This is a genomic window from Stomatobaculum longum (genome assembly GCA_000242235.1).
Taxonomy (GTDB): domain Bacteria; phylum Bacillota; class Clostridia; order Lachnospirales; family Lachnospiraceae; genus Moryella; species Moryella longum.
This window is the reverse complement of the sequence record JH590864.1, coordinates 82,725-108,464: the sequence shown is the minus strand read 5'-3', so window position 1 is coordinate 108,464 and position 25,740 is coordinate 82,725. Positions and strand designations below refer to the sequence as shown.

The 25,740-nt window shown below is 46.8% G+C and carries 27 protein-coding genes; 3 read left to right on the top strand and 24 right to left on the bottom strand.

The annotated features are described in order from the left end of the window. Positions 1–31: 31 nt before the first annotated feature. Positions 32–388 (top strand): hypothetical protein, encoded by a 357-nt coding sequence (locus HMPREF9623_RS09010; protein WP_040800281.1) that lies wholly within the window; start codon positions 32–34, stop codon positions 386–388. Positions 389–444: 56 nt separating this feature from the next. Here the strand turns inward: HMPREF9623_RS09010 and HMPREF9623_RS09005 are convergent, their stop codons facing one another. The 8 genes from HMPREF9623_RS09005 to HMPREF9623_RS08975 all read right to left on the bottom strand — a co-directional run bounded on the left by HMPREF9623_RS09005 (position 445) and on the right by HMPREF9623_RS08975 (position 5,484). Then, entirely contained in the window at positions 445–765 is a 321-nt protein-coding gene (locus HMPREF9623_RS09005) for a hypothetical protein (RefSeq protein WP_009533574.1), read from the bottom strand. 151 nt (positions 766–916) lie between these two features. Next, on the bottom strand, positions 917–1,519 hold the full coding sequence (gene lexA / locus HMPREF9623_RS09000) for a transcriptional repressor LexA (protein WP_009533573.1): 603 nt from the start codon (positions 1,517–1,519) through the stop codon (positions 917–919). 200 nt (positions 1,520–1,719) lie between these two features. Continuing rightward, positions 1,720–2,649, bottom strand: a complete 930-nt coding sequence (locus tag HMPREF9623_RS08995; protein ID WP_009533572.1) for a helix-turn-helix transcriptional regulator — start codon at positions 2,647–2,649, stop codon at positions 1,720–1,722. An 8-nt stretch (positions 2,650–2,657) separates the two neighbouring features. Then, the gene (locus HMPREF9623_RS12190; protein WP_083826803.1) at positions 2,658–2,969 is read right to left on the bottom strand and encodes a DUF1287 domain-containing protein; all 312 of its coding nucleotides are present in this window, start codon (positions 2,967–2,969) and stop codon (positions 2,658–2,660) included. 108 nt (positions 2,970–3,077) lie between these two features. After that, the gene (locus HMPREF9623_RS12275) at positions 3,078–3,551 is read right to left on the bottom strand and encodes a nucleotide-binding domain-containing protein (protein ID WP_408640652.1); all 474 of its coding nucleotides are present in this window, start codon (positions 3,549–3,551) and stop codon (positions 3,078–3,080) included. Between the two features lie 55 nt (positions 3,552–3,606). Further along, entirely contained in the window at positions 3,607–4,395 is a 789-nt protein-coding gene (locus tag HMPREF9623_RS10980) for an SMODS domain-containing nucleotidyltransferase (RefSeq protein ID WP_050806356.1), read from the bottom strand. 182 nt (positions 4,396–4,577) lie between these two features. After that, a complete protein-coding gene (locus HMPREF9623_RS08980) occupies positions 4,578–5,021 on the bottom strand; it encodes an IS1634 family transposase (RefSeq protein WP_456300439.1) in 444 nt (147 codons plus the stop codon). Between the two features lie 4 nt (positions 5,022–5,025). Further along, positions 5,026–5,484 carry a hypothetical protein gene (locus tag HMPREF9623_RS08975; RefSeq protein WP_009533568.1) on the bottom strand — a complete coding sequence of 153 codons (459 nt, stop codon included), beginning with the start codon at positions 5,482–5,484 and terminating at the stop codon, positions 5,026–5,028. A 538-nt stretch (positions 5,485–6,022) separates the two neighbouring features. On the opposite strand from HMPREF9623_RS08975, the gene HMPREF9623_RS12270 reads away from it, so the two are divergent. Next, positions 6,023–6,268, top strand: a complete 246-nt coding sequence (locus HMPREF9623_RS12270; RefSeq protein ID WP_083826802.1) for a helix-turn-helix domain-containing protein — start codon at positions 6,023–6,025, stop codon at positions 6,266–6,268. A gap of 98 nt (positions 6,269–6,366) precedes the next feature. On the opposite strand, the gene HMPREF9623_RS08970 is transcribed toward HMPREF9623_RS12270, so the two are convergent. From HMPREF9623_RS08970 to HMPREF9623_RS08940, 7 genes are all read right to left on the bottom strand, one after another. Next, a complete protein-coding gene (locus HMPREF9623_RS08970) occupies positions 6,367–6,555 on the bottom strand; it encodes a cysteine-rich KTR domain-containing protein (RefSeq protein ID WP_009214000.1) in 189 nt (62 codons plus the stop codon). A gap of 22 nt (positions 6,556–6,577) precedes the next feature. After that, complete coding sequence (locus HMPREF9623_RS08965) at positions 6,578–8,011, bottom strand: sensor histidine kinase (RefSeq protein WP_009533567.1); 1,434 nt, start codon at positions 8,009–8,011, stop codon at positions 6,578–6,580. A gap of 14 nt (positions 8,012–8,025) precedes the next feature. Then, complete coding sequence (locus tag HMPREF9623_RS08960; protein ID WP_009213998.1) at positions 8,026–8,718, bottom strand: response regulator transcription factor; 693 nt, start codon at positions 8,716–8,718, stop codon at positions 8,026–8,028. A 76-nt stretch (positions 8,719–8,794) separates the two neighbouring features. Further along, positions 8,795–9,541, bottom strand: coding sequence for a DUF3108 domain-containing protein (locus HMPREF9623_RS08955; RefSeq protein ID WP_009533566.1), 747 nt, complete (start codon positions 9,539–9,541; stop codon positions 8,795–8,797). Next, positions 9,534–10,322, bottom strand: coding sequence for a lantibiotic immunity ABC transporter MutG family permease subunit (locus tag HMPREF9623_RS08950; RefSeq protein WP_009533565.1), 789 nt, complete (start codon positions 10,320–10,322; stop codon positions 9,534–9,536). The genes HMPREF9623_RS08955 and HMPREF9623_RS08950 overlap by 8 nt, the downstream gene beginning before the upstream one ends. Further along, positions 10,319–11,083, bottom strand: coding sequence for a lantibiotic immunity ABC transporter MutE/EpiE family permease subunit (locus tag HMPREF9623_RS08945; protein ID WP_009213995.1), 765 nt, complete (start codon positions 11,081–11,083; stop codon positions 10,319–10,321). Before HMPREF9623_RS08945 ends, HMPREF9623_RS08950 begins: the two co-directional genes overlap by 4 nt. Further along, positions 11,080–11,781, bottom strand: a complete 702-nt coding sequence (locus HMPREF9623_RS08940) for a lantibiotic protection ABC transporter ATP-binding protein (protein WP_009533564.1) — start codon at positions 11,779–11,781, stop codon at positions 11,080–11,082. Before HMPREF9623_RS08940 ends, HMPREF9623_RS08945 begins: the two co-directional genes overlap by 4 nt. Positions 11,782–12,080: 299 nt before the next feature. Here HMPREF9623_RS08940 and HMPREF9623_RS08935 point away from each other — a divergent pair, with 299 nt between their 5' ends. After that, positions 12,081–13,250, top strand: a complete 1,170-nt coding sequence (locus tag HMPREF9623_RS08935) for an IS4 family transposase (protein ID WP_009533563.1) — start codon at positions 12,081–12,083, stop codon at positions 13,248–13,250. 142 nt (positions 13,251–13,392) lie between these two features. Here the strand turns inward: HMPREF9623_RS08935 and HMPREF9623_RS08930 are convergent, their stop codons facing one another. The 9 genes from HMPREF9623_RS08930 to HMPREF9623_RS12305 form a co-directional block, all read right to left on the bottom strand. Continuing rightward, positions 13,393–13,857 carry an SLATT domain-containing protein gene (locus HMPREF9623_RS08930; RefSeq protein ID WP_009533562.1) on the bottom strand — a complete coding sequence of 155 codons (465 nt, stop codon included), beginning with the start codon at positions 13,855–13,857 and terminating at the stop codon, positions 13,393–13,395. After that, entirely contained in the window at positions 13,850–14,092 is a 243-nt protein-coding gene (locus HMPREF9623_RS11685) for a hypothetical protein (RefSeq protein WP_009533561.1), read from the bottom strand. The genes HMPREF9623_RS08930 and HMPREF9623_RS11685 overlap by 8 nt, the downstream gene beginning before the upstream one ends. 33 nt (positions 14,093–14,125) lie before the next feature. After that, positions 14,126–17,209 carry a type III restriction-modification system endonuclease gene (locus tag HMPREF9623_RS08920; protein WP_009533560.1) on the bottom strand — a complete coding sequence of 1,028 codons (3,084 nt, stop codon included), beginning with the start codon at positions 17,207–17,209 and terminating at the stop codon, positions 14,126–14,128. Then, complete coding sequence (locus HMPREF9623_RS08915) at positions 17,209–18,318, bottom strand: PDDEXK nuclease domain-containing protein (RefSeq protein WP_009533559.1); 1,110 nt, start codon at positions 18,316–18,318, stop codon at positions 17,209–17,211. Before HMPREF9623_RS08915 ends, HMPREF9623_RS08920 begins: the two co-directional genes overlap by 1 nt. Further along, entirely contained in the window at positions 18,318–20,210 is a 1,893-nt protein-coding gene (locus tag HMPREF9623_RS08910; RefSeq protein WP_009533558.1) for a site-specific DNA-methyltransferase, read from the bottom strand. The genes HMPREF9623_RS08915 and HMPREF9623_RS08910 overlap by 1 nt, the downstream gene beginning before the upstream one ends. Further along, on the bottom strand, positions 20,203–20,829 hold the full coding sequence (locus HMPREF9623_RS08905; protein WP_009533557.1) for a DUF4391 domain-containing protein: 627 nt from the start codon (positions 20,827–20,829) through the stop codon (positions 20,203–20,205). Before HMPREF9623_RS08905 ends, HMPREF9623_RS08910 begins: the two co-directional genes overlap by 8 nt. Beyond that, positions 20,830–24,060 (bottom strand): helicase-related protein, encoded by a 3,231-nt coding sequence (locus HMPREF9623_RS08900; protein WP_009533556.1) that lies wholly within the window; start codon positions 24,058–24,060, stop codon positions 20,830–20,832. 35 nt (positions 24,061–24,095) lie between these two features. Further along, positions 24,096–24,317, bottom strand: a complete 222-nt coding sequence (locus HMPREF9623_RS08895; protein WP_009533555.1) for a helix-turn-helix domain-containing protein — start codon at positions 24,315–24,317, stop codon at positions 24,096–24,098. A 438-nt stretch (positions 24,318–24,755) separates the two neighbouring features. After that, complete coding sequence (locus HMPREF9623_RS12305) at positions 24,756–25,553, bottom strand: hypothetical protein (RefSeq protein WP_456300440.1); 798 nt, start codon at positions 25,551–25,553, stop codon at positions 24,756–24,758. Positions 25,554–25,740: the final 187 nt, after the last annotated feature.

Sequence of the window (25,740 nt, the reverse complement as noted above, 5' to 3'; positions counted from 1 at the left end):
GAATACCAGAGGGCGAGATTTTCCCCGAAAAATGGGTACAAAAAAGGAACCTGCAAAACGCATCTGCATGAAGCCTGAAGATGTCCATAACATCTCTTCAGGTCAGCTTCCGTTTTGCAGGCTCCTCTTTACATTTTTAAGTCGCACAGCTGGCGCTTCATTTTCTCTACGCGCTCAGCCCGGGCACATTGATATGCCCAACCGTATAGTTCAGCTCTTGGCAAAAACTCTTGATTTCCTGCGCCCTGCTCCTCCGTATCGTCTTTTCACGCCGGTGGCCTCTGTACTGCACTTCCAGTGTAAGCTGCAGTTCTTCTCCAGAGACCGGCGGCCGGTTCAGCAGCGCCCGCAGAAAATCTCACTCTATGAAATTGTCTTAAATGCTTAATGCCTTATCCCAGGAACCTCCTGTCCTCAGGATGCAGGTATTCTACGGTCCTCTGCTCAGGACCTCTTCCCATACTCCATCCTCTTCTCAGCCACCATCGAAGTGCTATGGTTGCTGGTACCGCTCCTGCTGATCCGGTCATAATGAATCAGCCACAGGCACTGCTCATTCTCCTGTCCCGGATCTGCCTCGCTCCTTGTCTCGCTTCTCCGGTCCATAAACGTTGTCACCTTCCCCTTCCTGATAATCACAACCATCTGCCGGCCGCACTTAGGACAGATCACCCTCGTGCAGCAATCTCCCTTGGTTTCCTGAAGGAATGAGCCACAATAGCAGCAACTGGCAATGTAGCCCATTCTGGATTCCATCTCTCTCATAATCAGATCTTCCCTCCGTTTTCGATCCAAAACCAACGTTACTTCCAGAAAGAAGAAAGGGAAAGAACTCCCTCCTGAATTCTTCCGCACCGGCTTTTCCGACGTGCTGCCAAACACCACACAATGCGGAACGGCAGATATGGTCATCGGCTTACCTTAAAGCCTTGATCACATCGACAGCTACACCCTGGATCTCGCATTCTGGGACGATCAGGTCCTTCATGCTCTTATTCTCCGGATGCAGCCGAATGCAATGGTTCTCCTGATCCCGATAAAACCGCTTCAGCGTGTTCTCATTATCGACAAGAGCAACAACGATATCGCCATCTTCGGCATCCTTTGTCTGCCGGATCAGGACGAGATCCCCGTCACTGATACCTGCATCGATCATGGACGTACCGTTTGCCCTTACGATATAGAAGCTCCCTCTGCCAAACAGGGAGACCGGCAGCTGCACGTATTCCTCGATATGCTCTTCCTCCAGGAGAGGACTGCCACAGGAGACAGAACCGAGGATCGCCACACTTGTCAGTTCCGTGCTGGCTTTTTCGGTCCTGTCCGTGATGATCTGCCTTCCATCATACCGGATCAGCCCCTTTTCATTCATGGCGACCAGATACTTGTAAGCAGTTCCGCGGGCAATCCCGACAGCATCAGCGATTTCCGTCGTAGACGGAGAACGGCGGCGGTTCAGAATGAATTTCTCAGCATAATCCTTAATCGACTGCATGATGACTTCGGATTTATGTCTCATTACGCCGCTCCTTTCTAAAGGAAGCAGTTTGCTTCGTTTCCTGATTTTCATTATATTTGATTCGTTTCAGGTGTCAAGAACATTTGTTCTAAAAGCAATGAGCTGGGAAATATTACTCCCAGCTCATACAATCTTGGATCATTCAGTTTCTCATTCTCAATCCCGGAGCGCATCCTCCAGCATCTGGCGGTACTGCTCCCTCACCTGCTCCAGTCCGATGATCCGGACATCACAGCCGAATTGAAATAGCCAGCTGAAAAAGTACAGCTTACGGATACTTTTATTTTCGCAGTAAAGTATCCTTCTTCTGCAGGCAGGACCTCGAAATCCGTGCCGAAGTGATCTACCAGCTGCTTCATCATGGGCTCTCTGCAGGAAAGCTCCACTTTCTGCAGCGTGCCGTCATACATCCTGAAAACCTTATTTGCAAAATCCGAAATCCGGTAATTCCTAGGCTTCGGCAGGCTCTTCTCTTTCAGAATCTCCAGGTTCACGATCCGGTCAATCCGGAACGTCACAAGGCCCTGATGCTTCTCGGAATACCCGATCAGGTAATACTTGTCATCATTCCAGAGGCAGTCGTAGGGACTGTTCGTGTAAACTTCGCCGCCATTCCGGAGGACTTTCCGTCGCCTGGAATCGTATTCCGCGTACTGAAAACTGACCTGTCTCTTCTGCTTTATTGCAGAGTTCAGCGTGTCAATCGTGTAATAGATCCTTGTCACCGGCGCTTTGATCCTCTCGCCGATCGTAATGCGTGGCTCCAGGTCCTCCTTATGCCATACGCTCACCTGTGAGGACAGCTTGTCGATCAGCTTCCGGCTCTCCCTTGCGGAAATAAATCTTGATGACGCCACCGCATCGATCAGGAGCTTCAGCTCCGACAGCTCGAATTCCCTGCCGCCGATGAAATATTCGTTTCCGCGGTGCTTCTCCGTAATAATATCGATGTCGAAATCTTCCTTCAGAACATTGATATCATCGTAGAGCGTCTTCCGATCAACCTGATGACCGGCGGACTCCAATACTGAAAGCAAATCCGGCGTTGTGACCAGATGCTGATCATCCGTATTCTGCTGAAGATACCGGAGCAGGAACAGCAGACGGCCTTTAGTATTTTTGTTCTTCATTCTTTGCATTACTCCGTGATCCGATAATGAGCGACCATGCCGTCTCGTTTCTCCAGTATGTCCTCTTCATAAGAATTCTGAAATGGGTCATTATGATGGAAAACATAGGGCACGCCGTCCTTATTCCTCCTGTCTGAAATGACTCCTATGTGATTATTGAAGATCACGATGTCTCCACCATGCCATGCTTCGATGTCAGAGAGATCAGTGGTCAGACTGACCGCATTGTTCTTAAACCAGACCTTCAGGTTCTGCATCCTGCGGAAATCAATGTTCTTATCCGGGTTCTCAATATTGTATTCCCCTGGATGCGCTTTGATATCTCCCTAATGACACATGGCTATAGCAGTGATGTTACGGATATGTCACGTTATATTTCACATTGCAGCTCTACTTCTACGGCGATGTGGTCATTCATTTGAAAAGTATTAAACTGATCCGATAGGTACTTCTATTCGATCTCTTGCAACGCAAACTCCATTTTTCACAAGAAAACATTCAACATAATGAGGACCGGCAAAGTCGGTGTGCTCCTTGTGGTGAGAGTCATTTGTTTTGTCTATGGAACCACGAATCATATTCTTTCTTTCAGCTTCAGAACCAACATTTCTGACTTTCCACCATATATCATAGGGACGGGGACAGTTAGTTGACGAAATATAAAAATCAAGTTTCTTGTTATGTCGTAGGAGTCCTTTATGTGTTCTTAACAGGAAAGGCCTCCACCCATCTTGAGTAACTTTACAGTCTATTCGTAGACTGTAGCGAATATCAACAGGTACAAGCTCTTCTATGAATTTTTCAGAAGGTGCACCTCTGTCAAAAGTTTTCAGTATACGCTGTGAATATCCTGCGCTCCGATTCGTTTGCTCTTCAGCCTTAGGGAAATCACTCCCAAGCAATTCCCGAAGCGTGTCATTTATTTCAGGAGTGGCATTTGTCGTCCCTTCAAGTTTGTCATATGGCTTTTTCCGCCTTGGAAACAAAGGCTCCGTTATCGGTATTGCTAACCTGCTGGTTGCTTCCAACAGCAAGCCAATAGCTTTGATCTGGATTCTGATTTTCGAGATACTTATACAGATCTGTCAGAATCTTAAGGTAATCATCTGTAGAGCTATCTTTGAAGTCTTCATTTTCCTGAAAAAAGTTATATATCAGTGTGTCTATCAGCAGCCCGCCCATCTCAAATCCGATGGTATTTTTCCAGCTTCTCAAGATATGGCAGAAATCATAATACGTTCCGTTAGAATCAGAATTGCAATTCTCACATTCATCTTGTTCGCTCAAAGGATCTGTGTATTTCCAACTGCCACCATCATGAGTATCCGGATACTTGAATCTATCATCGGACTGTTTAAATCCAGGCACCAATTCGACGGTATATTTATTAAAGGCAATAACAACGACCTGCCCGTCTCCACTAATATCTGAATTTGGATATCTTTCCTGAACTGCTTTTTTAACGTCTTGAATTAGCGCTGATTGACCATTACTCTTATAATTATCATACTTTTTATAAACACTGTTTGGCAGATTAAATAGGATATCCAAATCACTGCTTCCGGCAATAGCAGTTTTACGACCAATGGAACCAACAATATACATGTGTGATTCTGAGTCTCCATCGAGTTCGTAATAGTAATTATTCAGTTTTTTTGCGATATCACCGGCTGTACTCTCCATGTCCGAAAGATTATCCAGCCGGATAGCTTTACAAAAATTCTCGAAGTCTTTTGATAATGACACGCCTTAATTTATTCCCCCTCTTAATGCTGGTGGCAGAAAATGGTCAATCTCATCCTCGGTGTATGTATATTCGTTATTGCTTTTCAAAGCAAAGGTAGCCTCATGGACTGCCTTATCTGTTGTTGATGGAGCATCGACATACAGCCCGGATTCCCGCAGCACATAACTATGTAGATTGAGAGTTACTTCATCTCCTGCGCTGCCAGCGGCGGCTCCACGCCGAGATCGCGATATATTTGTTCCTGCTTCTTTAGGACTTCGCCCTGAATTGCTGCCTTTCCGGGTTCCCGGAAGCATTCGATGACATCGAGCTCATCAAGAAGTTCCTGCATCGTATACCTTGAAAATAATCCTGTTTCCTCCATCTTTTTCTTGATGTAGGAAAGGTAAATCAGTGCCACAAATTCAACAAAAAACTTGCCTTCCAGTGAACTTTCGGAAGAAGTTAATGTTCTGCGCAGGTTTAGACGCTCCTTGATGTTCCGGAAAGCTTTTTCGATGACATCGCGCATCCTGTATAGGCGGAGTGCCGTGACCGGATCTTTCACTTCGTTACTGATCAGGACAAAGAATCCATATCTCTCTCGGACGGAATCCATGACTTCCTGCTTGTAGGAAAGAGAGATTCCTCTAGAACGGCAGGCCGGAGTTTTCTCCGAAGATCAGGGCCAGATTGATCTGCAAAAGCTTTTCCCCATCCTTGTTCCTGCCGTACTTGACCTGCCTTAGGCTCTCGGAATAACTGGATGCAGAAGTGCTGTCATACGCCCAGTATTCCTCATCGGTCAACTTTTCCAACGCCCGGTGCAGCTCATCTTCAGCCAGCTTGCGAGGTACGGCATCCTCCACACTTTCACCGGCATCCGAAAATTGTCCGGCATTGTCATCTATCAACCGATCCAGAGAATCCTCCCGGCCGGGAATGATCTGCTGCACAGTACCGTCCTCGGCCAGTATGGTCCGCTCCGTCTTCAAATTCATCTCAAAATAACGCATCTTGCGATCACCCTGCATATAGACCTGATAGACCTTCTCGGAAACCTCAATGAACTGACCGTTGACCCATAGTTTCCTTTTGTTATCATCCATTTAGCACCTCCAAATCGCGTGAAAACCTTTGGGCTTCGCACGATTCGGAGGGCTGCGGCAGTGGAAATGATGCTGCCTTCTGTATATGAAAAAACACCCGCACCACAACCTGAAAAGGCGTGATACAGGTGCATAGAAGCCATTTAATTCATGTTTATACTGAACTAACAGTTCAGCTTGTGACGCATAGGAGTACCGGGCGGCGCAAGCGCTTTTTTTAACTGAGTCGCCCTGTTAGTCAGCCGATGGAAAAACAGCTGCTTTTAATGAGCTGAGTATGGTCAAAATGAGACCAACGCATAACAAGACCCTCCTATCGAAGTTTTGACAGGGCGGTCTTGCTTTTATCTCTCAAGATTTGAACTGTTATACCATCTATAATTGAATTCTCATGCCATTATCAACCGGGCAGAAAAGGATAAATTATAGATGGAGGTGAACTGAGAGTGCATATTAATCCTGAATCGCCGGGCCATATCGTCAAATCAGCACGAGAAAGAGCCGGAATAAGCATTGAAGAACCGGCGGAAAAGCGGGTATCTCCGAACGCTATCTGTACCGAATCGAGAACGAAGGGAAAAGGCCAAGTTATAATATTCTCTATCGGATGATCCGGACATTGAATGTTTCTGCCGATATTTTCTTCTACCCGGAGAAGCGGACTGACGATACCGAGGTCGATCACCTTCTCCGTATGCTCTTCAATGCAGATGAGAGGGCCTTGGAAGTTATCAAGGCCACTGCAACGGCCCTTATCAATACCGCCCCTGAAAAGCAGCTGTGAGGCTGCTTTTTTGTTTCTGGCTCTCCATAGCCTTTTTCATAAGCAAACCGTCTCCGTATAAATGAAATGAGCCGACGATCACAGTCATAGACTGTTGATCATCGGCTCTGCGTCTTAGCGTCTGGCTCTTTGATGATAGTAATATTACCCTGTATTAGATTGATAAGTGTTTCCTTGCGGCACTTGGGGCAAAACAACGGAAAGTTCTTTAACTCTGTATCCTTGCGGATTTTTGTCCTGGTCTTTCCGCCGCAGATTGGGCAAAGAATCCACTTTGACCCCTTCATGAAAAACTCTGTTCGTTCCCACTCAAAAGATTTTCTGACTGAATTGTACGCATGCTCCACCATCCTTTCTGTTTGAAAGCTCGACTCTGCCGCCAAGCTGGTGTACCAACTGTTTTAACGTATACAGCCCCAGGCCGGAGTGGCCTTCGCCGCTTTGTCGGGCTTCGTCACCCCGGTAAAATCGTTCCGTTGCGCGCTCTAAATCCCTTTTGCTGAATCCGCACCCCGTATCACACACCCGATATGTGATGGCTTTTTGATCTGCGGAAGCGGAGATCAGGATTTTCCCATTTGCAGGCGTGTAGCGCAGACTGTTGGATACGAGATTATCAAAGATGCGATCCAGCTTGTCCGTATCAAGGGAATATGCACCATATATGCTGGCATCATCACACAGCTCAATTGACACGGCTTTTTCCTTCGCCTGTAATTCGTAATGCTTTACTTTCCGGGAGAGGAATTCATATAAATCCACCTCTGTGAGTTCTAGTTTTTTTCCGGCCTGCTCGGACTCGGAAGCGGCCTGCATTTGCTGGACGAGGTTGCTGCATTTTTGGGCGTTTTCCTCAATGACAGACAAATACCGCTGTGATCTTTCCGGATTCATGTTTTTACTGTCCAGCAGGGATTCTGTGTAAGCCAGAACAATGGAAATCGGGGTCTTTAAGTCATGCGCCAATGCCTCAACCATCTCCACACGCTCCCGTTCCATTTCCCACTGAGTGGAAAGGGAAGTTTTTAATTCCTCCTGCATCTCGGAAAAAGCAGTACAGAGTTTCCCCAATTCGTTTTCTGAATAATAGTGGATCTCGAAATCCAGATCCTTGTCCTTTATCTTTCCTGCCGCCTCCATTAAAAGCTGCAAAGGCCGATTGATCCGCTTAATGAACTGCTTGGAAAACAACATTGTAAACAGGATGATATATAATACAGGTGAAAACAGGGCGACGGCAATCACGCCCAATACCCATCGGCCGCCGCTGCCTGAAGCGGATATTTTCACCTCATAAACGAGGGCAACGGCACCCTCCATTTTCCCGTCCTCGCCCGTAAGCGGGATCACATGCAGGTATGTATTCTTATCCGAATAGACCTCTGTGGTGTTCAGATGGTTAATCAGGTCTGCTTCCGAGGAGAAGATCGGGTCGGTATTTGTCCCATAGAGGACGGCTGCGCTGCTGTCAACGACCTGATAGGAAATGCCGTCACCTTCGATGGAATTCTTCAGCCCCATCTCATTTTCCTGGGACAGTAATCTTGTGTTTTCACCGCGCACATACTGATCGATGGACGGAATCTGCAGTTCATAATAGTTTGCCGGGTAAATGCCCCTGTTCTGTTCCATCAGATACAGGGCGGCGGCAAGGGACCATGTGATCAGCGTGGCCACGATGGATGCGGCGGCGATCCATGTAACCGTCATACGGAAGCCGCCGACAAGAGATTGTTTTTTCATGCGCTCACCACCTCCTATATGCGGTTCCATTTGTAGCCGATGCCCCATACCGTGGAAATATACTCCGTATCAGGGGATACCTCGGAAAACTTCTTCCGTATTTTTCGGATATGCTCCACAACGGTATAGGAGTCTCCTTCTAAGTCGTATCCCCATACTCTTTCGTAGATATGTTCCCTGGAAAAGACCTGACCGGCATGGAGCGCCAGAAGCTCAACGATGTCATACTCCCGTTTGGACAGGGGGATCGCTTCCCCACTGATTTTTACGCTATGCTCCAGCAGGTCAATGCCGAGTTCATTGAAGTACAGCTTTGTGCGCTTCTTTTCAGCGTTGATGTATTGCGACCGCTGTTCCCTTCGGAGGTTCGCGTCGATCCTTGCCAGAAGCTCCCTGAGCCCGAACGGTTTGGAGATATAATCGTCCCCGCCGAGTGTCAAAGCGCGGATTTTATCACTCTCCGCCTGCTTTGCACTCAGGAACAGGATGGGGCATAACAGCTCGTCACGGATTTTCCGGCAGACCTCAAATCCGTCCATCTCCGGCATCATAATATCAAGGACAATGAGCTCCGGCTGCTTTTTCGCAAGGGACACGCCGTCTGCTCCGTTATAGGCTGCCAAAACCTGATGACCCCGCGCCTCAAGCTCGTCCTGCAGGAGCGTAACCAGCTCTTTTTCATCGTCAATAATCAGTATCTTACTCATTTACTATCAGCTCCTTTTTACTGCTGCTGACATACAGGTTGCGCCGGATCATCTGCACAAGTCAAGTCTGCGGCCGTCAGCCGGCCGTATATCCGGCCAGTTTGAACACGATCCCGCCTGATCCTCCATCCTGGTATTGATACAAGATACGGGTTTCTGTAGAGAACCAGAGCGTTGTTTCTCCAAAGGATACCTTAAAGCATTCTGCCTCGCCATAGGGAACCGAGATAGTTTCCGTTCCCTCGTATTTGATCTTCAGCATGGAGATGCTGGCAGTCAGGGGAATGGTGTCGTTCAGCTTGTAGGTTTTCCCGTTCTCATAGAAGACGGCACCTAAAATGACCATGAGAGATTCGTTATCGTAATAAGCGGCTGGCAGGGAAACCGTTTGATTCGAAGATTTCGCCCCGTTTGTTTCCACCTCCCAGCGGTCTGAATATTTCGTACTCACCTCAAATTTTTCATAAGGGGCCGCTTTGTTGTAATAGGAGGAAAGGGGCATGAGCGTGTCCATCGCTATCGTGACACCGCTCTTGATCACCGTTTCGTCCTCATAGCTCTTTGTTTTCTGAATATCGCAGGTCTGGGCGGTCAAGTCCACGGTGATGTCAATTTCTGCAGTACCGTATTCATTGCCTTTGCTGTTGTAGATCACATAGGAAGCCGTTTGGTGTGCCGCCCACGGTATCGTTTCAATCACGGGCAGAGCTTCCGCGTTTGGGTCGCTCTGCTTTGTTTGCAGATTCTGAACGGCACAGCCGCTTAAAAGCAGGGTGCAGCAAAGTGTAAAAACCGCAACATACTCGAAAAAGTTCTTATTCATAATGCTTTCTCCCTTCCCATTTGTTAAACCAGATTACTCCGCCGACATAACAAGCAATCAGGCAGATCAGGACGGCAGCTGTGCCAATGATAAGCTGCTGCGAAACAGCGCCCGATGATATTTCCGCCGGAGGCATATTCATTCCGGCAGTAAATCCCAAGTAGGTTCCCGGCAGCTTTGCCAGCCGGAACGGCCACGCCCAGGGGATGAACATCCAGACTTTATCGCCAAGTACGGTTGTTCCAATGATAGCAGCCGTCACAAGGCCGCCCATGCCGATGCCGATAGACGCTCCCGTTCCCCAGCTAAAACTCAGCCACAAATGGAGCGCCATAAGCGGCAGGGTCCCGAAAAGTTCGAGGATCATTGCAAAGATGAACATGACCCATCCTTTCACGGTTCCCGGAGAAGCGATACTCATCCCGATACAAAATACTATCAGGGCAATCACTGTACTGACCGTATTGCAGAGAAACAGCGTCCAAAACTTTCCGGCGTACAGGGATCTTCGGGGAATGCTTGTGCTGAGATACCCTGTGAAGTTACCGGCCAGTTCTTCTTCCTGCACGATGAAAGCCGCAAGAATGCTGATAGCCAGAGGAACAACGAGTGCAGCCCAAGCGATGAAATATCCCTGAAACACATAGATTTCTTCCAGGTCGCTTCGCATGGATATATATACTACTCCTGCCAGAGAAAACAGGACAGGAACCAGAAAGGTCAGCCAACGGATCGCCGTCCGCTTTGTTTTGGTCCATTCAGATGACAATACTGAAATCATTTCAACTCCCTCCTTTGAAACCACAATGCGGTGAGGCCGGTCACTACGAAAAAGCCGACAACGGAAAGGATGATCCCGACAGGCAGGACAGATGCATCCAAGAGTGGATCGCCCGCCTCCAACATGACACCATTTGGATCTAATTGCAGGACAGGACACATCATGCGCGTCCCCCAACTCCACGGAAGTATAAACCACCATGATTTTTTAACGACGAACATACCTGCGATCAGTCCGGCAAAGCCTACCCCCATGCTGGCAAACATGCCTTTCCACGTCGCAGCCCATAGCTGGATCGGGATGATCGCAAGGCACGAGAGCCACGCAAGGAAATCTGCGGTAAAGATCGTTTTCCACGGAATATCCCATTTCCCATCGGTGATCGTGATCAATCCGGAACAGATCGTCGCTACAAAGAGGATCAGCGTTGCGATGAAAGTAAATATTACCATAGCGGTCACTTTGTTGACCCAAATCTGTCCGGGGGAATACGCATGTGCGCGTAAGCTGCGATAATTGCCGGCCTTCCTTTCCTGCATATCGATCAGATATGCGAATAAGGCAATGCCAAGAGGCAGGAATACGACCGTCCAGATATTGAATACCATCGTATTCACGTGTTCCCAGCCTCGCACAACATCCTTCGGCATGAGCCAGATGCCGGGCATCGCCTGAAGGACAAAGAACAGGGGAAGCAGGATCACAAGTTTCTTTGTGAAGGTTCTTCTATATTTCAACAGTTCAGACCGTAACCCATTCATCTGCGCGCACCTCCTTTGATCACCTCCATGAAGAACGCCTCCAGATCCTCGTCCCGGTTTGGTGTTCCCTGGAACATCAGCTGCCCTTTATTGATGATGCCGATCTCATCCACGACCTGCTCCACCTCGGAAAGAATGTGGCTGGAAAAGATCACTGTCATTCCTTTTTTCGGGAAGGTGGCAATCAGTTCACGCAGTTCCTGGATGCCTACCGGATCAAGCCCGTTGGTCGGCTCGTCCAGTATCAGCAGAGAGGGATCATTCAGCAGGGCAATGGCGATCCCAAGCCGTTCCTTCATGCCGTGTGAGAATTGGGAGGCACATTTGCTGCCGGTGTCCTTCAGATCGACGGTTTCCAAAACCTCGTAGATTTTATCTTTCGGGACGCCCAACAGTTTTGTGTGAACAAGCAGGTTTTCCTCGGCTGTCAGGTTTCCATATAATGCAGGCTCCTCGATCAGCGAGCCGATTTTGGCAAGATGCTCCCGCTTCCAAGGCTCTCCATCAAAGAGGATTTCCCCTTTTGTGGGACGGAGCAGACCCAGGATCAGCTTCAGGGTGGTGGATTTTCCCGCACCATTAGGGCCAAGCAAACCATAAATGGTATTCCTCTTGATTTCCAGCGAAACACCGTTCACAGCAAACTGCCCGGAGAAGTTTTTCGTCAATTCTCTTGTTTCAAGGATATTGTCTCTCATCGTATGAACCGTTCCTTTCTTGCAAACTATAGTTTTTTGTTTACAACCACAGGATACGGGACAATTATCAAGAAACTATCATGATTTCAAAAAAGTTGAAAAGGGTATAAAAGCGCGGCGGCTAACCCGGAAAAGTCGGGAAAGCCGCCGTTCAAGAAAAGGTTACTGAAACTTCCCACATGGGAAATGTCTGTGAACCTTGAGAACTCAATAGTTTAGCCGATAAAAAAGCGTAAGCCCCCATGCTTTAGTATAATGGATTCGACGAAAAAACAATCACACCTTGGAGGGCTTGCGCCATGTTTATTGTACCATCTGAAGCCGGAAATAAACAGGAAATTTCTAACTCAATCTCACGATTTATCCATGCTTTCAAAGTCGGCTCCCTCTTGAAGAAATGCAACTGCAAGAAGGAGAAAGGCATTCCCTTCATGAAGCTGTTCACCTACATTCTCTGCAATGTTTTCCGTGACAGGAGTATGTACATGCAGAAGAAAACGGGAAGCTTCAGGGAGGATTTTTCCAGGAATACCTACTACCGTTTCCTCCGCAGTGCCCGTTCCAACTCTTTCATCCCGATCAACTTTTCCCTGTTAGCTTCTTCGAAAGAAGAAAACATCCTGGGAGAGGTGAAGTCTTACGACAGGCGCTCGCTTGCAGGAAAGAGAAGAATCATGGCACAGCGCAAAGGAACGGACGTCATGATCCAACTAATTGATGAAGCCATGAAGGCTGGTCATAAAGCCGGATACGTGCTCTTCGACAGTTGGTTTTCCAATCCCCATCAGATCGTAGAACCGAAGGATAAGGGTCTGGATACAATCGCCATGGTCAAGATCAGCTCCAGGATCAGCTATGAGTTCAACGGTGAGCGCCGCAACATCAAACAGATCTACAACAGCTGTAAAAAGCGTCGCGGCCGTTCAAGATATCTTCTGTCTGTTCCTGTAAGGGTTGGACAGGATAAGAAAGACGGTCACTCTGTCGATGCCGGGATTGTCTGCGTCAGAAACCGTATAAACCGGAAAGACTGGCTGGCCCTGGTCTGTACGGATATGTCCCTGCGCGAGGAAGATATCATCAGGATCTATGGAAAGCGATGGGATATAGAGGTCTTCTTCAAAACCTGCAAGAGTTTCCTTAACCTTGGCTCCGAGTATCACGGACTTTCCTACGATGCTCTTACTGCCCATGTGGCGCTGGTGTTTACCGGATATATGCTGATGTCGGTCGCAAAACGCGATGATGAAGACGAGCGCACTCTTGGAGAGCTGTTCTATTTCATGGTGGATGAAGCAGCGGATATCACGTTCAGCCAATCCATGAAGATCCTGCCGGACGCCATGCCGGCAAGTATAAGGACAGTCTTTCAGGCTTCTGAAGAGCAGATCAACACATTCATGAACGATTTCATCAGCCGGCTTCCGGAATATATGCAGAAATCTCTTCCGGCAGACACGGCAGCATAAAATGATAATTTTTGGCAGTTAAACTATTGAGTTTTCAATGTGCAAGCCCACTTTTGGTGTGGGAAGTTTGAGTACATAACTAAAAGCAAATCAAGCACAGATACTCGGTTTTATCAGTATTTATGCGGCTTTGCGGCACTTATCATAGTGATATCCTAGTGTGGAATCGCGGGAATGCAGGATACAGCTTATTAAGATCACTTAGGGTGCTTTTGTATTCATCATATATCTCGTCGAAATCGTCTTTCATGTGCAGGCTAGAAATAACATGAAGCAAACGATTTCTGATGACGATAAAATTATTTGCTGCATTCCTATGACGTTGCTCCATACCTTTCAGATCAAAGCTTTTGAAGTAAGCAGTTATGGACAATGTTACGAAAGACAGAACAGCGGAGATAATTTTTGCTGTAATTCCACCCGTAAAAATCGTCGCTACGATCCCGCAAGATGTAGCAGCGGAAAAAAGGATATTTGTTGTTTCAAGCCACTTATATTTTTGAGCGTAAATGTCTGCCTGTTTTTCTTGAATTTTATGAGTCCATACAACACCGGCAAAATTCTGTCTAACTTCATCTAACAGAATATGATAATTAGTATCATCCATTCTCTTTCTTCACCCCCTCTCTTGACCGTATTTTACTCGACGCCCAATGCCTTGAATACCGCATCCTCCGTGCTCTGGTAAGAAGTAAATAGATGCCCGGCCCATCCAGCTCGTTTTCGTAATTCGGTATTTTGTCTTTTTCGACACATATGGCCGATATCTTTGATGAATCACTGCTGATAGTGACAATACCGTCATAAGTTCCATCAGCCAGATAAATTTTTACTCCACGCATCTATACCTGCTCCTCATTTCATTGTCAAAATTATCAGATCGCGTTCATCACACTCAGCAGATTCTGGTAGGAATCCACCTGGTCATAAACGACATCATCGGTTGATATCTCGTTAAACAGCTTCTTTGCACATTTGATCTTGGCCTGCTCAATAGGACGAAGATCCATGCTGTCCATAGAGCCCTTTGTCTCGGCGATGAAGTAAATGTGCTTCACGGTTCCCTTCTGGAAGGCAATAGCCCAGTCCGGCGCATAGTTGCCTACTGGTGTCGGGATCTGGAATCCGCGTGGGAGCTTTGCATAGACGACAACCTTGTCATCCAGATCCATATCCTCCGCGAACTTCCGCTCAACAGATTTCTCCGCCGTACCATCAGCGAACACATAATCTTGCACGTTCTTCTGTGCCCGGTATGCCTTTGAGAAGTCCTTGTTTTTCTCCGCCGTGAAGATCTCGGAGTCGTACTTGCCATCGGTCTGGTTGTAGGTGATGTCCTCCACAATCATGGTGGCCTTCTCTTCGTTAATCAGGCGTGACACTTTCGAGATGAATTCCTCAGGGTTATTCCGGTACATAGCAAACTTCAAAGGGGAAATACCCTTCAATATCGCCGTCACTGTTCTTCTGGTCAGGTGCGTACCGGCTCCAATCTTTCCAATCAGGTCATATTTCACCTGACTGGTTTCGCCACGCTTCAGGTTGTAAGTATGGCTCCTTTCAGCAATAAAACCAGTGCCTGCTTTCACCTTGTCAGCAGACCAGTCCTTGCCCTGCTCTCCCCTGGTAACCGTATATTGCAGCTCCGAGACAAACAGCTTCTCATCAATATGCTTTATTGCCTTTCCAATCAGTTCCTCACTGTCGAAATGCACCGTGTAAGCATACTTGTGGTTGATATAGTTCCAGAGGGTCTGGAATTCCTTCTTGTAGAAATTCTCATTCAGCTTGTTTTCCTGAACCTTCGTCTCATGGCCGTTTTCAATCATGCCATCCAGAGCGTGCTCATCGAAGATACCCTGCACAAGTGCGTGAACACTGTCAGCAATCTTATTGAGGCTATTCTTCTCCGGCAGCGGAGCCAGGGCCTTATTCTCAACATCAGCGCGATACTTGTCCGTTACATGTCCATCTTCATCTATGTATTCGTTCTTGATCAGATAGAACAGGATGCCATGTGCCTGATCGCTTGTGATTGTAACCGTCTCATCGCCGATCTTAAGCCGTTTGCCCTGGAAATATTCCTCTGTCGCCTTTGTCGGACGGTCGTACAGGTCATCTTTGATTTCCTTCTGCAGAGATGATACGAAATCTTTATATCCGTCGCTCGCAATAACAGTCAGCTTATTAATATCCTGCACTTCGGATCCAAGAACGCGCTCATCCATTCGTTCTCCGGTCTGATTGACACAGATACGAAGACCACGGCCCACTTCCTGCCGCTTATTCGTAGTGGAATCTCCCCCATGCTTCAGCGTACAGATCTGGAAGACATTCGGATTGTCCCAGCCTTCTCGCAGAGCGGAATGTGAGAAAATAAACCGCACCGGGTTGTCGAAGGATAGAAGCTTTTCCTTGTCCTTCAGAATCAGCTCATAAGCAGACTCATCATCGCTGACGTCTGTGCCACGCTTAAGGCTCGAGTCCACCTTATGGCCCTTCTTATCGATGCTGAAGTAACCAGCATGAGTGTCATGGACATCAATGCTCCTGAGGTACTGCTCGTAAGGTGTATCGAAGAGTGTCAGATATTCATTCAGGATATCCGTGTATTCTTCCTCGAACATCTGACCGTACTCGGAGTTCACCTCGTTTCCGTTATCATCGTATTTCCGATAGTTTTCGACCTTATCGATGAAAAAAAGGGAAAGAGTCTTGATTCCACGCTCATACAGTTCCTTTTCCTTTTCAAAATGGGAGCGGATGGTCTCACGGATCTGTACCCGGCGGATATCCTTCTCAGATACATCCCCCTGCACTTCACCGGTATGGATCTCCACGCCATTCGTGAATGTTAGAACGCCCCGGATCGGGTCAATATCATTGATGTGGTAATCCTGATACTGTTCCATGCCTTTGGAAAGGGCATAGAGATCATCATCCACACCAACGATCCGAGTCTCCCGGTTGATGGACTTGTCGTAGCCGATCTCGAATTCCAGACGCGCCATCGGAGGTTTGTTGGGAGATACAATAATGCTCTCCAGATAGAGATAACCATCTGTTCCGCGAAGATTCTTAATGTCGAAGCCCTTGACCTCGATCTTCTTGACCAGCTTCATCCGGTAAGCGTCCAGTGCATCAAGAACATAGACAAGGTCATGGTGCTCCTTATGGGTAGCTGAATAGTTCAGCGTAAAGAGCGGACTAAATTCCTTCAGGGATTCCTGCGTCTTTTCGCCGCCCATCTTCTGTGGCTCATCAAGAATTATGATAGGACGGTTTGCCTGAATGACATCAATCGGCTTTCTGCTGCCGAATTCATCCAATTCCATCCGGATGCGACGGGCATCCTTGCCACGGGCGTTAAACGCCTGCACATTGATGATCATAACCGACAGGTCAGCGCTGGAGCTGAAGTTATCGATTTCCGTCAGGTTCTTAGAGTTATAGACAAAGAAGCGTGCCTTCTTACCGTACTGCTCCATAAAGTGTTCTTCCATAGTCTGGAAGCTCTTCTGGACACCCTCGCGGATAGCAATAGAAGGAACCACGACGATAAACTTTGACCAGCCGTACTGCTTGTTCAGCTCAAACATGGTCTTGATGTAGACGTAGGTTTTACCCGTTCCGGTCTCCATCTCTACATCCAGAGAGCAGGCACCCATGTGCTTAGCGAGAGATGAAGACTCCTTGATGTTGTTGTCATTCTGGACAGACCGAATATTCTTGAGCAACTGCGATGAATCGAGCGCAACCGGCGCATTCGCAAAGCCCATGTACAGCTCTTCATCAGAGAGATTCATATTAAAAAGTGTTCTCTCAATCTGCTGTGTGCCAGTATCCCGACGGTAACTGATCCGGTCATGGAAAGGCTGCCCGGCGAATGCCTTCACTACGCTCTCCACAGCATCGGTCTGGTACTGCTGAATTGTAAATTTGAATTTCATCTCTGCCATCAGTCAGTACCTCCATCCCCATTCTGTTGTTGAATCTTGAAGAAATATTTTTGTTCTTCTATTTCTTCCCGCAGTTCCTGTTCGGAAGGAAGATACAGCTTGTACTTCGAAGCGAACAGTTGCTCATTTCCGTGCATAACTGAGTACCTTGCTATATCCTCATCTGTGTCAGAACACAGCAAAATTCCAAGCGTAGGATTGTCATCCAGCCCTTTTTTCATCTCATCATACATGCGGATGTACATATCCATCTGTCCAACATCCTGGTGGGTGATTTTTCGGGTTTTCAAATCGATCAGAACAAAGCATTTCAGAATATAGTTGTAGAAGACAAGGTCAATGTAATAATCCTCTTTCTCCGTATGAATGTGCTGCTGGCGTGCTACGAAAGCATACCCTTTTCCAAGTTCCATCAGGAATTTCTGCAAATTATTGATGATAGCAGTTTCCAGATCAGATTCATGATAATCCGTAGCCTGCTCCATCCCAAGGAACTCCGCTATGATCGGATTTTTCATGTATTCCAGTTTATCCTGATACGGAACCGTAATCTCCTGCATTTCCTTTTTGACTCCTACAGGATCCTGAGTCTTCAATACCCGGTAATAATACTGAGAAGAAATATTTCTCTGCAGTGTCCGACTGCTCCAGGCTTCTCCGTATGCTTCCCTTGCATACCAATTACGTGCGCGCTCATCCTTCACCTGCAGAAGAGCTCTGTAACTCGTCCATGGCAGAATCTCAGATTGTGCCATCGGTGCGGCCACAATCTCATTAATGTCATTATCAGAAGATTGTGCCGCCGCTGCAGGCACAATCTCTGGAAAATAACGATAAAACTGCACATATCGGTACAGGGATCGACGATCGAAACCTTTTCCCTGCTCTCTCGTCAGTTTCTTCGAAACTTCATCAATTATCTGCATTCCATAGCGTTCCGACCGTTCTCCTTTCAGCTCCTCTTCCGAGATTCTTTTTCCGATCATCCAGTTGCGGAGTACAAGTACATAATCTACGGTCTGATAGGCACGTTTTCTGGCTCCGCTTATGATTTTCGAAAGGTCTGCGTAGAGGTCATCCCATTCTCTCTTGTTCAGATGATTTTCCATCACAGCACCTTCCTTACCGTCTCGGGACTGTAGGTCTTGAAGATCTCTTCAAAGTTTGTGGCGACGCTGTCCGAAGCCATGCTGCTGTCACGAGAGACGAAGTAGAAGGGATGCCGCTTGGCAATTTCTGTCACCACATCCTCAGTCACATCTTTATCAAAGCAGGAGATGAGATAGCCATCCGCAACAGAAAATACCTTCTTACCGCCGATCTCTGTCTGTTCCACTTTCGATGAGAGCAGGACTCCCAGATCCAGCATGACCTGAATCAGTAAATCTTCTGGGGTGCGGTCTTCCTTGATATTATCCGTATAATCATCTAGACTCGCCTGTCCAAGTTCAGCCGGACGGTAATAGACATCCTTCATATTGGAAGAGTCAACCTTGAAGCAGCGGAAGCCGTAGTCGATGTCCGCTCCGGTTTCTTCCTTGATCTTCTTTCCAGCCCGCCGGATGCGTTCCTCGCCGATGTCACAGATGGTCTTATAGCCTGCTTTATAGGCTTCGGATTTTTCGTCTGTCTCTTCTGGTAGTTGCACTAAAATAAATTTTCGTTTGATATTGTCTTTAACATTTTGTTCAAACAATGCTTGTGCTGATGCTGCTGTTCCACTGAAGAAATCAAGAAAGATCCCATCTTCAGCTTTTGCAGTTATGCTTATAAAATGCTGAATTAACCCAACTGGCTTAGGTGTTTCAAAAACTGCCAACCCATCAAATAGTGAAACAAGGTCTCTTTTAGCCGAGTCGTTAGTACCAACAAAATCAGCAGCCAATATGCTCTCCGGGGTAAGTCCTTGCTTCCCTTCTGTCATAAATTTTTTTATTCGAGGTACATTATTTCCATCTTCTCCAAACCAAATTCTGTTATCAGCGATTGCCTCCTGCATTTTAGGCCAGGTCATTCTCCAGCAAGAACCTGAAGGTGGATCAAATTTTTTCCCCGATGGAGATTCAAATGTATAAAATTGAGACTTTGTCCCATGTCCACCTTGAGCGATTGCGGGCACTGATGTCCACGGGCCTCTTGGATCATTGTCTGGGTTTTTATATCTACCAATTGCATCTTCATTCATTTCCTCTAATCCAAGTGCCTGGTCTCTTTCGGAATAATTTTTCGAGTAACAAACTATATAATCGTGCCTAACTGAAATGGCCTTTCTGTTTTCACGGGTTTTCCGTTTTTCCCAAATGAACGTGGCAACGAAATTTCCCTCTCCAAAAATCTCATCACAAATTTTTCTAAGATTCTGTTGCTCATTATCATCTATAGAGATAAAGATTAACCCTTCCTCTGAAAGAAGATCTTTGGCAATCTTAATTCTTGGATATAGCATATTAAGCCAGTCAGTATGAAATCTTCCGTTACTTTCAAGATTTTGCACAAGCTGATTTCCATCTTCATCTGTCTGTCCACTATTATCTTCGTATTCATCTGCATCAATATTGAAAGAATCTCGGTACACAAAATCACTGCCTGTGTTGTACGGGGGATCAACGTATATCATTTTAACTTTGCCCAAATACGTCTCCTGCAGGAGCTTTAGCGCATCAAGATTGTCCCCTTCGATATAAATATTCTCAGAGTCTGTCCCACCGAGCGTCCCATCTCTTCCGACAGACTTTTCCTTCTCAAAGCGCAGGGTCTTGGCAATTGGAGCATTGGCTAGAACAACAGACTTTCTCTTATCCGGCCATGTGAACTGGTAGCGTTCCTGCCCGTCATCTATGACCTGGGCATTGATTTCCTGCATCAGGACATCCTTGTCGATGGCACGGACGACATTGCCTTCTTCATCCTTAGTTTCAGTCACGGCATCCGGAAAGAGAGCAGCGAGTTTCCTGTAGTTCTCCTTGGCAATATCAGGCGTGTGCATCTTCAGCTTATCCATTTATTATTTCCTCCAATTGTTTCTTGTATTCCTGCAGCCTTGTGTAGAGTTCAAATCGTTTCTTGGGCTGCTGTTCCTTCCATGCAGCGGTCTCTGTCTTTCTGATCAGTTTGTTCAGGCGGTCGATTTCATCCTGCATTTTCAACTGATCATCGATGGTCTTGCCTTTCTGCCCAAGAGCAGCTTCTGAATGGACAGCCACCTGCTGCAACAGATCATCCCAGATGGCATCCAGATTATCTCCTGAGAGAGACAATCTCACTTTGTCTTCCGGTACCCAGTCCGTCCGGTAAAGCTTGCCGTGATAAACCGCCAGTTGTCGGTTATCCTCGTAGCAAAGCAAAAAAATCAGTTTGTGTGGATTCTGTCTTGCGATAGCCTCCACAATTTTTCCATCGAAGTCCTGCTTTTTCAGAGTGATCGATAGAAGCATTACCTCTTTGATTTCTGCTTCTTTGACCAGATTCAGATTGCTTTTCGTCAGGCTGTTCTCGACCACAATCCGATCGACATCGGACACGAACTTTGCCTTCAGTGCCGGCGTCAATGGAAGATGTTTATAAAAGGCTTCCTTTGGAAGTCTCTTGCCGACTCTCGTACTTCCCGGAAAATTGATCATTTACATCACCACCATAAAGCATATGAGTTCAAAATCCTCAAGTCCAGAAAAGCCGCCGCTTGTGAATGTCGTCTCTCCAGAGGAGAAAAAGCTGCCTATATCTTCTTCATCCTTGGCTTCAATAATCGAGCCAATTGCATCTTCCAGAAGTTTTGAGACAGAACCCATATCCCGTCCATCTTTCGTTTTCTTATTGAAGACCCGGCACAGATCCTTATCTGGCTCAGTCTTGCCTCTCGCAATGTGCCGCATTTCATCCAGCGTATCCTTCGGCTGCAGATGATTGGTGATAATCTCCCCGTCATTGCCCACATAAACCATGTAGAAGGGATGAAGTCGGTTCTGATTCTTGATATTGATTTTCTGATTTACATTTTTCAGAACAAAAATCACACCCGGCTTTTCCCCGTGGACAACTGCATGAATGCCAAAAGGAATATGATCGATGTCTCCATGGTCTTTCATGTAGGCAAGCAGGTCCACGCGAAAATCATTCAGTCCCAGATCCGTAATGGAGATCCCAGAGTTCATATCCTCGAGGTCTACGACTTCTTCGCGCAGCTTCTTTAATTGCTCCTTTCGGTATTCCAGATCCCCCTTCTCGTCCTGATTGATCAGGTCATCGTCTCCGGTAGAAGTCATGACCGAAATCCGCATCCTCGTCTCGACTCTTGCCTTCAGATTGATGTATTCATCCAAGGTCAGATCCGGCCAGAAGTTTACCAGCTGGATCACCTTATTCTTACTTCCGATACGATCGATTCTTCCGAAACGCTGGATGATCCTAACAGGATTCCAGTGAATATCATAATTGATGCAGTAATCGCAGTCCTGCAGGTTCTGACCTTCAGAGATACAGTCCGTACCAATCAGGATATCAATGTCGTTATGTTTATCCTGTGGGTAGAGAATATCCCTGTCTTTCGACACTGGCGAGAAACAAGTCAGTACATGATTCATCTCCGCCTTGAAGCCAGGGATCGTCGTCCTCCCTTCCACACTGCCAGTAACAAGCGCGGCATTGAGTCCCAGCTTCTTTGCACTCGGAGCGATGTTCTCATACAAGTATTCTGCAGTATCCGCAAAGGCAGTAAAAATCAGCACCTTCCGATTTCCGGGATTAATTGGATTCTCTTCCTTCTTGCGGATGACCTCGATCAACTGATTCAGCTTGTAGTCATATTGCGGCGTGATATCTTCAACCATGCTTATGAGAACAGAAAGCGTATCAATATCCGCCTTTATATCCCGCTCCCATGAGACATAGTCCATATCCCGTAAATCGATCTGCACTTTCTTGCCTACAGAGAAGAAATCTGTATTCTGATCGTCATCGTCAAAGTCAGCGGTCTCCCCAGAGAGGTCGGTCATTTCCTTCAGGTTAGCATTGCCGCCTCTCTTGAAATCTTCGATAATCTGCTCCGTATCATACAGATACTGATAAACCCGCTGCACGGTCAGCAGGAAGGAATGAACTGAGCTCTCCATTCGCTTCAGAAGGTTGATATTCATCAATCGCTGAATACCTGCTTCACGGCCCTTTCTGAAATTCTCCGTCTCCTCCTCTGACAAGTACTTCGACAATTTACTCGGAAGAATGAACCGGGTCGGTGTATAAATGGTCAGCTTCAGATCAGACAGGCACTCATAGACTTCCTTGTAGTTGATCGCACCTGGCTTGTCCGTAAGTTTGGGGTATAAGGAAATCGGTTTATTCCTTGTCGGGAAGGTCCCGATATCCTTTGTGTCATAGTAGGTCTGTATATGATGGCGGGATCTGGCAATCGTGACAGCATCCAGCACTTCAAAGAAATCGAAGTCAAGTTGGGACAAAAGATTCTGGGTCGTCCGCTCTTTTTCTGGGAGCTTGCACCAGGCGTTGTAGACCCTCTGCGCCTGCCGGAAGATTGCATCAATGTCCGACTTCGTATTCAGCTTGTCGTTGATTTCTTCTGGATTTCCCTCATAGGCAAGAGCCAGCTGATTCCTGAGGTCATAGAAGCGGTTATTGACCGGTGTCGCAGAGAGCATAAGGACCTTTGTCTTAACTCCCGGACGGATCACCCGATTCATCAGGCGCATGTAGCGGTTTTCTTTCTCGCCGCCATGCGTATTTGTCCCATTGCCGTTACGGAAGTTATGGCTCTCATCAATAACGACAAGGTCATAGTTCCCCCAGTTGATCCGATCGATAGGCAGGCCAATCGGGGTCATTCCGCTGTTTCTGGATAGATCCGTGTGATAAAGGACATCATAACGGAAACGGTCAGCGGCCAATGGATTGTTCACGAGATTTCCACGGTAGGTCATCCAGTTCTCAGAGAGCTTCTTCGGGCAAAGTACGAGGACATTCTTATTCCGTCCTTCGTAGTACTTGATCACTGCAAGAGCTGTAAAGGTCTTACCTAGACCAACGCTGTCCGCGAGAATACAGCCGTTGTACTGCTCCAGTTTGTTGATGATGCCAAGGGCAGCGTCCTTCTGGAAATTATAAAGCTTGTTCCAGATCACACTGTTTTTGAAGCCAGTCGCCTCATTTGGCAGAACGTCTTCAGAGATGTCATCGAGAAATTCACTGAAGATGTTGTAGAGCGTCATGAAGTAGATCAGCTCAGGAGAATTCTCCTGATAGACCGTAGAGATCATATCGATGACTTCATTGGTAACATCCGTCAGCTTCTCCTTGTCCTGCCAGACCGTTTCAAAAAGATTCAGGAACTCTCTGCTTGCCGGATTCTCGAATCGGGTGACCATGTTACTGATGTTATTTCCACGCTCACAACCAAGGTCCACAGCTGTGAATGAATTCATCGGCATATACGTATAGGTATCTTCCGGATTCTCCACAACCATGAAATTGTTCATGCCTTCCCGGGTGGTGTTGGTACGAAACTGAGCCTTCCTGCGCATCCAGTCTGCACATTCTTTCGCCACAGCCTTCTGTTTCAGCTCATTTCTAAGGCGGACCTCAAACTCTGTACCATAAAGACTCTTCTCACGATTCAGGCGAGGAATATAGAACTCCCGGCGCTCCTTTGGCGTTTTTTCCGCAACAAAAGTTGGAGATGTGAAGATAAAGCGAAACTCATCACAATCCTCCAACTCATTCTTCAGTGCCTGATAAGCATAGATTGAGAAACATGCCGCCGCAATAGATATCCTGCTACCGGATTTAATTTTCCGTTCAAGATCATCTTTGACAACCTTGGTGGTATTGTTAAATGTATCCATCTTTTTCTATAACCGTTTTCCCAATAAAACTCCCGTTACTTTGTCTCGGATCCCTTCTCGCTTACAAAATGAACTAGGTCTCCAACATCACAATTCAGCTTATCGCAGATTTTCTCCAGAATCGTCATTGAGACAGGTTCACCTTTTGTCATCTTAGCAACGGTTCCACTGCTAATTCCCACGTCCTTCATCAAGTCCATCTTATTCATGTTCTTATCGATTAATAATTTCCACAGCCCATTGTATGAAAGTGACATAATGTCTACCTCGTCAAATAAAGGTGTTTATGAAAGATACTGTTATTTCCTCTGAACTATGCAAATTTTCACTCATGTCACTGATTATACCCTATATGCGCAGTCTCTTCAATGAGATCATTCAATTCATATTTAATTTCTCGAAGTTTTTTTTTGCGAAATAGAATGTATCCACCATCACATGCCCAGGTAATGGCAAGCAGTGCCCGTTTCCTCACAAACGGTCTGTGCTTGTTGAGGGAGTAACCCCCAATCCCCCAGATCTGTCCGCGGACGGACAGGCGGCGCACTCGAAATGCGAGCGCTTATGCAATGACCAATAGCAAATCCTCAGACCCCGTCGTGCTCATCAGTAATCAGAATCTTCTCTGCGCAGCATTCTCAGAAATAAAAAAAAGCGGGCAGGCAGCATCTGTAAAGGTGCCACCTGCCCATCATTCAGCGGATTTCTGTTTTTGATTTTTCCTTTTCCTGCTTCTTCTGCTCCTGATCGAGTTTCAGGAATTCATCAATGTCCCTCTTTGCGATCTGGTAGTCCATCATCTCCTTCTTGGCTGTGTGGTATTCCTCATAGAGCTTTCTCTTCTCTGAAAGAATCTGCCCGTATTCTTCGGATAGTTCCTTTACCTTCGGCAGCTCTCTGCTATCCAGCCTGTTGAATGCTTCCTTCGCCGCCTGATGAAGCGTGATCTCCTGTCGGTGCTCTTCAAAAAATTTCTTGCTGTAGCCAGACCTGCGGTAGGCCGCGTAAACATCCTTTGTCTTCACGTAATTGATGATCTGCTTTTTTAACTCCGCGATTCCCTTTAGCTGATCTTCCCTCTCTTTGATTGAATCTGACAAAGTATGAAAACGATCTGCGATATTTTCAGCCCTTTTTGAAAGCTCCGCATAATCCCTGATGCCATGTGACTGGAGAAAGAGAAGCGCCTTCGAAACCTGCTTCACATTGAAGACCTTCGCCCAGCGTTCATAGCCTTTTCCCTTGCCATCCTGCATCTTCTGATTGATATCGATGAGAAGATCAAATTCACGCTTCTGCTTTTTCCTGGAATCTCCGGATCTTCTACTCCCGCTCTTCATGGATTTTGCCCTTTGATCATCCGGTTGAAATTCTATTTCCCCTGCAATCCGCTTTCGGATATCTTCCTCGGTATAACCTTCTCCAAGAGATCGGAATCGGATGAAACGCTTCTGGCCTGGGCCGCGGATTGCGAAATGTTTCCCAGCTTTCACCTCGTATCCGGCTTCCCGAAGCTTATGAAGGAGAGTTTGAAAATCGCAGGGATCTTCCAGGATTCGATCTATATTTTCCCGGAGAACAGACCGGAAGGATTCCCGATGATAGGGACATTTGTTGTCTCTCTCCGATGGCTTTCGCGGCGTGATCACAGACAGCGCGTGCTCAAGGCAGACCTGATCG

What these genes read in the sequence shown, in the direction of transcription:
- HMPREF9623_RS09010 (WP_040800281.1), top strand. Translation starts at nt 32, where the DNA reads ATGGGTACAAAAAAGGAACCTGCAAAACGCATCTGCATGAAGCCTGAA.
- HMPREF9623_RS09005 (WP_009533574.1), bottom strand. Translation starts at nt 765, where the DNA reads ATGAGAGAGATGGAATCCAGAATGGGCTACATTGCCAGTTGCTGCTAT.
- lexA (WP_009533573.1), bottom strand. Translation starts at nt 1,519, where the DNA reads ATGAGACATAAATCCGAAGTCATCATGCAGTCGATTAAGGATTATGCT.
- HMPREF9623_RS08995 (WP_009533572.1), bottom strand. Translation starts at nt 2,649, where the DNA reads ATGAAGAACAAAAATACTAAAGGCCGTCTGCTGTTCCTGCTCCGGTAT.
- HMPREF9623_RS08975 (WP_009533568.1), bottom strand. Translation starts at nt 5,484, where the DNA reads ATGGATGATAACAAAAGGAAACTATGGGTCAACGGTCAGTTCATTGAG.
- HMPREF9623_RS08970 (WP_009214000.1), bottom strand. Translation starts at nt 6,555, where the DNA reads ATGAAGGGGTCAAAGTGGATTCTTTGCCCAATCTGCGGCGGAAAGACC.
- HMPREF9623_RS08965 (WP_009533567.1), bottom strand. Translation starts at nt 8,011, where the DNA reads ATGAAAAAACAATCTCTTGTCGGCGGCTTCCGTATGACGGTTACATGG.
- HMPREF9623_RS08960 (WP_009213998.1), bottom strand. Translation starts at nt 8,718, where the DNA reads ATGAGTAAGATACTGATTATTGACGATGAAAAAGAGCTGGTTACGCTC.
- HMPREF9623_RS08955 (WP_009533566.1), bottom strand. Translation starts at nt 9,541, where the DNA reads ATGAATAAGAACTTTTTCGAGTATGTTGCGGTTTTTACACTTTGCTGC.
- HMPREF9623_RS08950 (WP_009533565.1), bottom strand. Translation starts at nt 10,322, where the DNA reads ATGATTTCAGTATTGTCATCTGAATGGACCAAAACAAAGCGGACGGCG.
- HMPREF9623_RS08945 (WP_009213995.1), bottom strand. Translation starts at nt 11,083, where the DNA reads ATGAATGGGTTACGGTCTGAACTGTTGAAATATAGAAGAACCTTCACA.
- HMPREF9623_RS08940 (WP_009533564.1), bottom strand. Translation starts at nt 11,781, where the DNA reads ATGAGAGACAATATCCTTGAAACAAGAGAATTGACGAAAAACTTCTCC.
- HMPREF9623_RS08935 (WP_009533563.1), top strand. Translation starts at nt 12,081, where the DNA reads ATGTTTATTGTACCATCTGAAGCCGGAAATAAACAGGAAATTTCTAAC.
- HMPREF9623_RS08930 (WP_009533562.1), bottom strand. Translation starts at nt 13,857, where the DNA reads ATGGATGATACTAATTATCATATTCTGTTAGATGAAGTTAGACAGAAT.
- HMPREF9623_RS11685 (WP_009533561.1), bottom strand. Translation starts at nt 14,092, where the DNA reads ATGCGTGGAGTAAAAATTTATCTGGCTGATGGAACTTATGACGGTATT.
- HMPREF9623_RS08920 (WP_009533560.1), bottom strand. Translation starts at nt 17,209, where the DNA reads ATGGCAGAGATGAAATTCAAATTTACAATTCAGCAGTACCAGACCGAT.
- HMPREF9623_RS08915 (WP_009533559.1), bottom strand. Translation starts at nt 18,318, where the DNA reads ATGGAAAATCATCTGAACAAGAGAGAATGGGATGACCTCTACGCAGAC.
- HMPREF9623_RS08910 (WP_009533558.1), bottom strand. Translation starts at nt 20,210, where the DNA reads ATGGATAAGCTGAAGATGCACACGCCTGATATTGCCAAGGAGAACTAC.
- HMPREF9623_RS08905 (WP_009533557.1), bottom strand. Translation starts at nt 20,829, where the DNA reads ATGATCAATTTTCCGGGAAGTACGAGAGTCGGCAAGAGACTTCCAAAG.
- HMPREF9623_RS08900 (WP_009533556.1), bottom strand. Translation starts at nt 24,060, where the DNA reads ATGGATACATTTAACAATACCACCAAGGTTGTCAAAGATGATCTTGAA.
- HMPREF9623_RS08895 (WP_009533555.1), bottom strand. Translation starts at nt 24,317, where the DNA reads ATGTCACTTTCATACAATGGGCTGTGGAAATTATTAATCGATAAGAAC.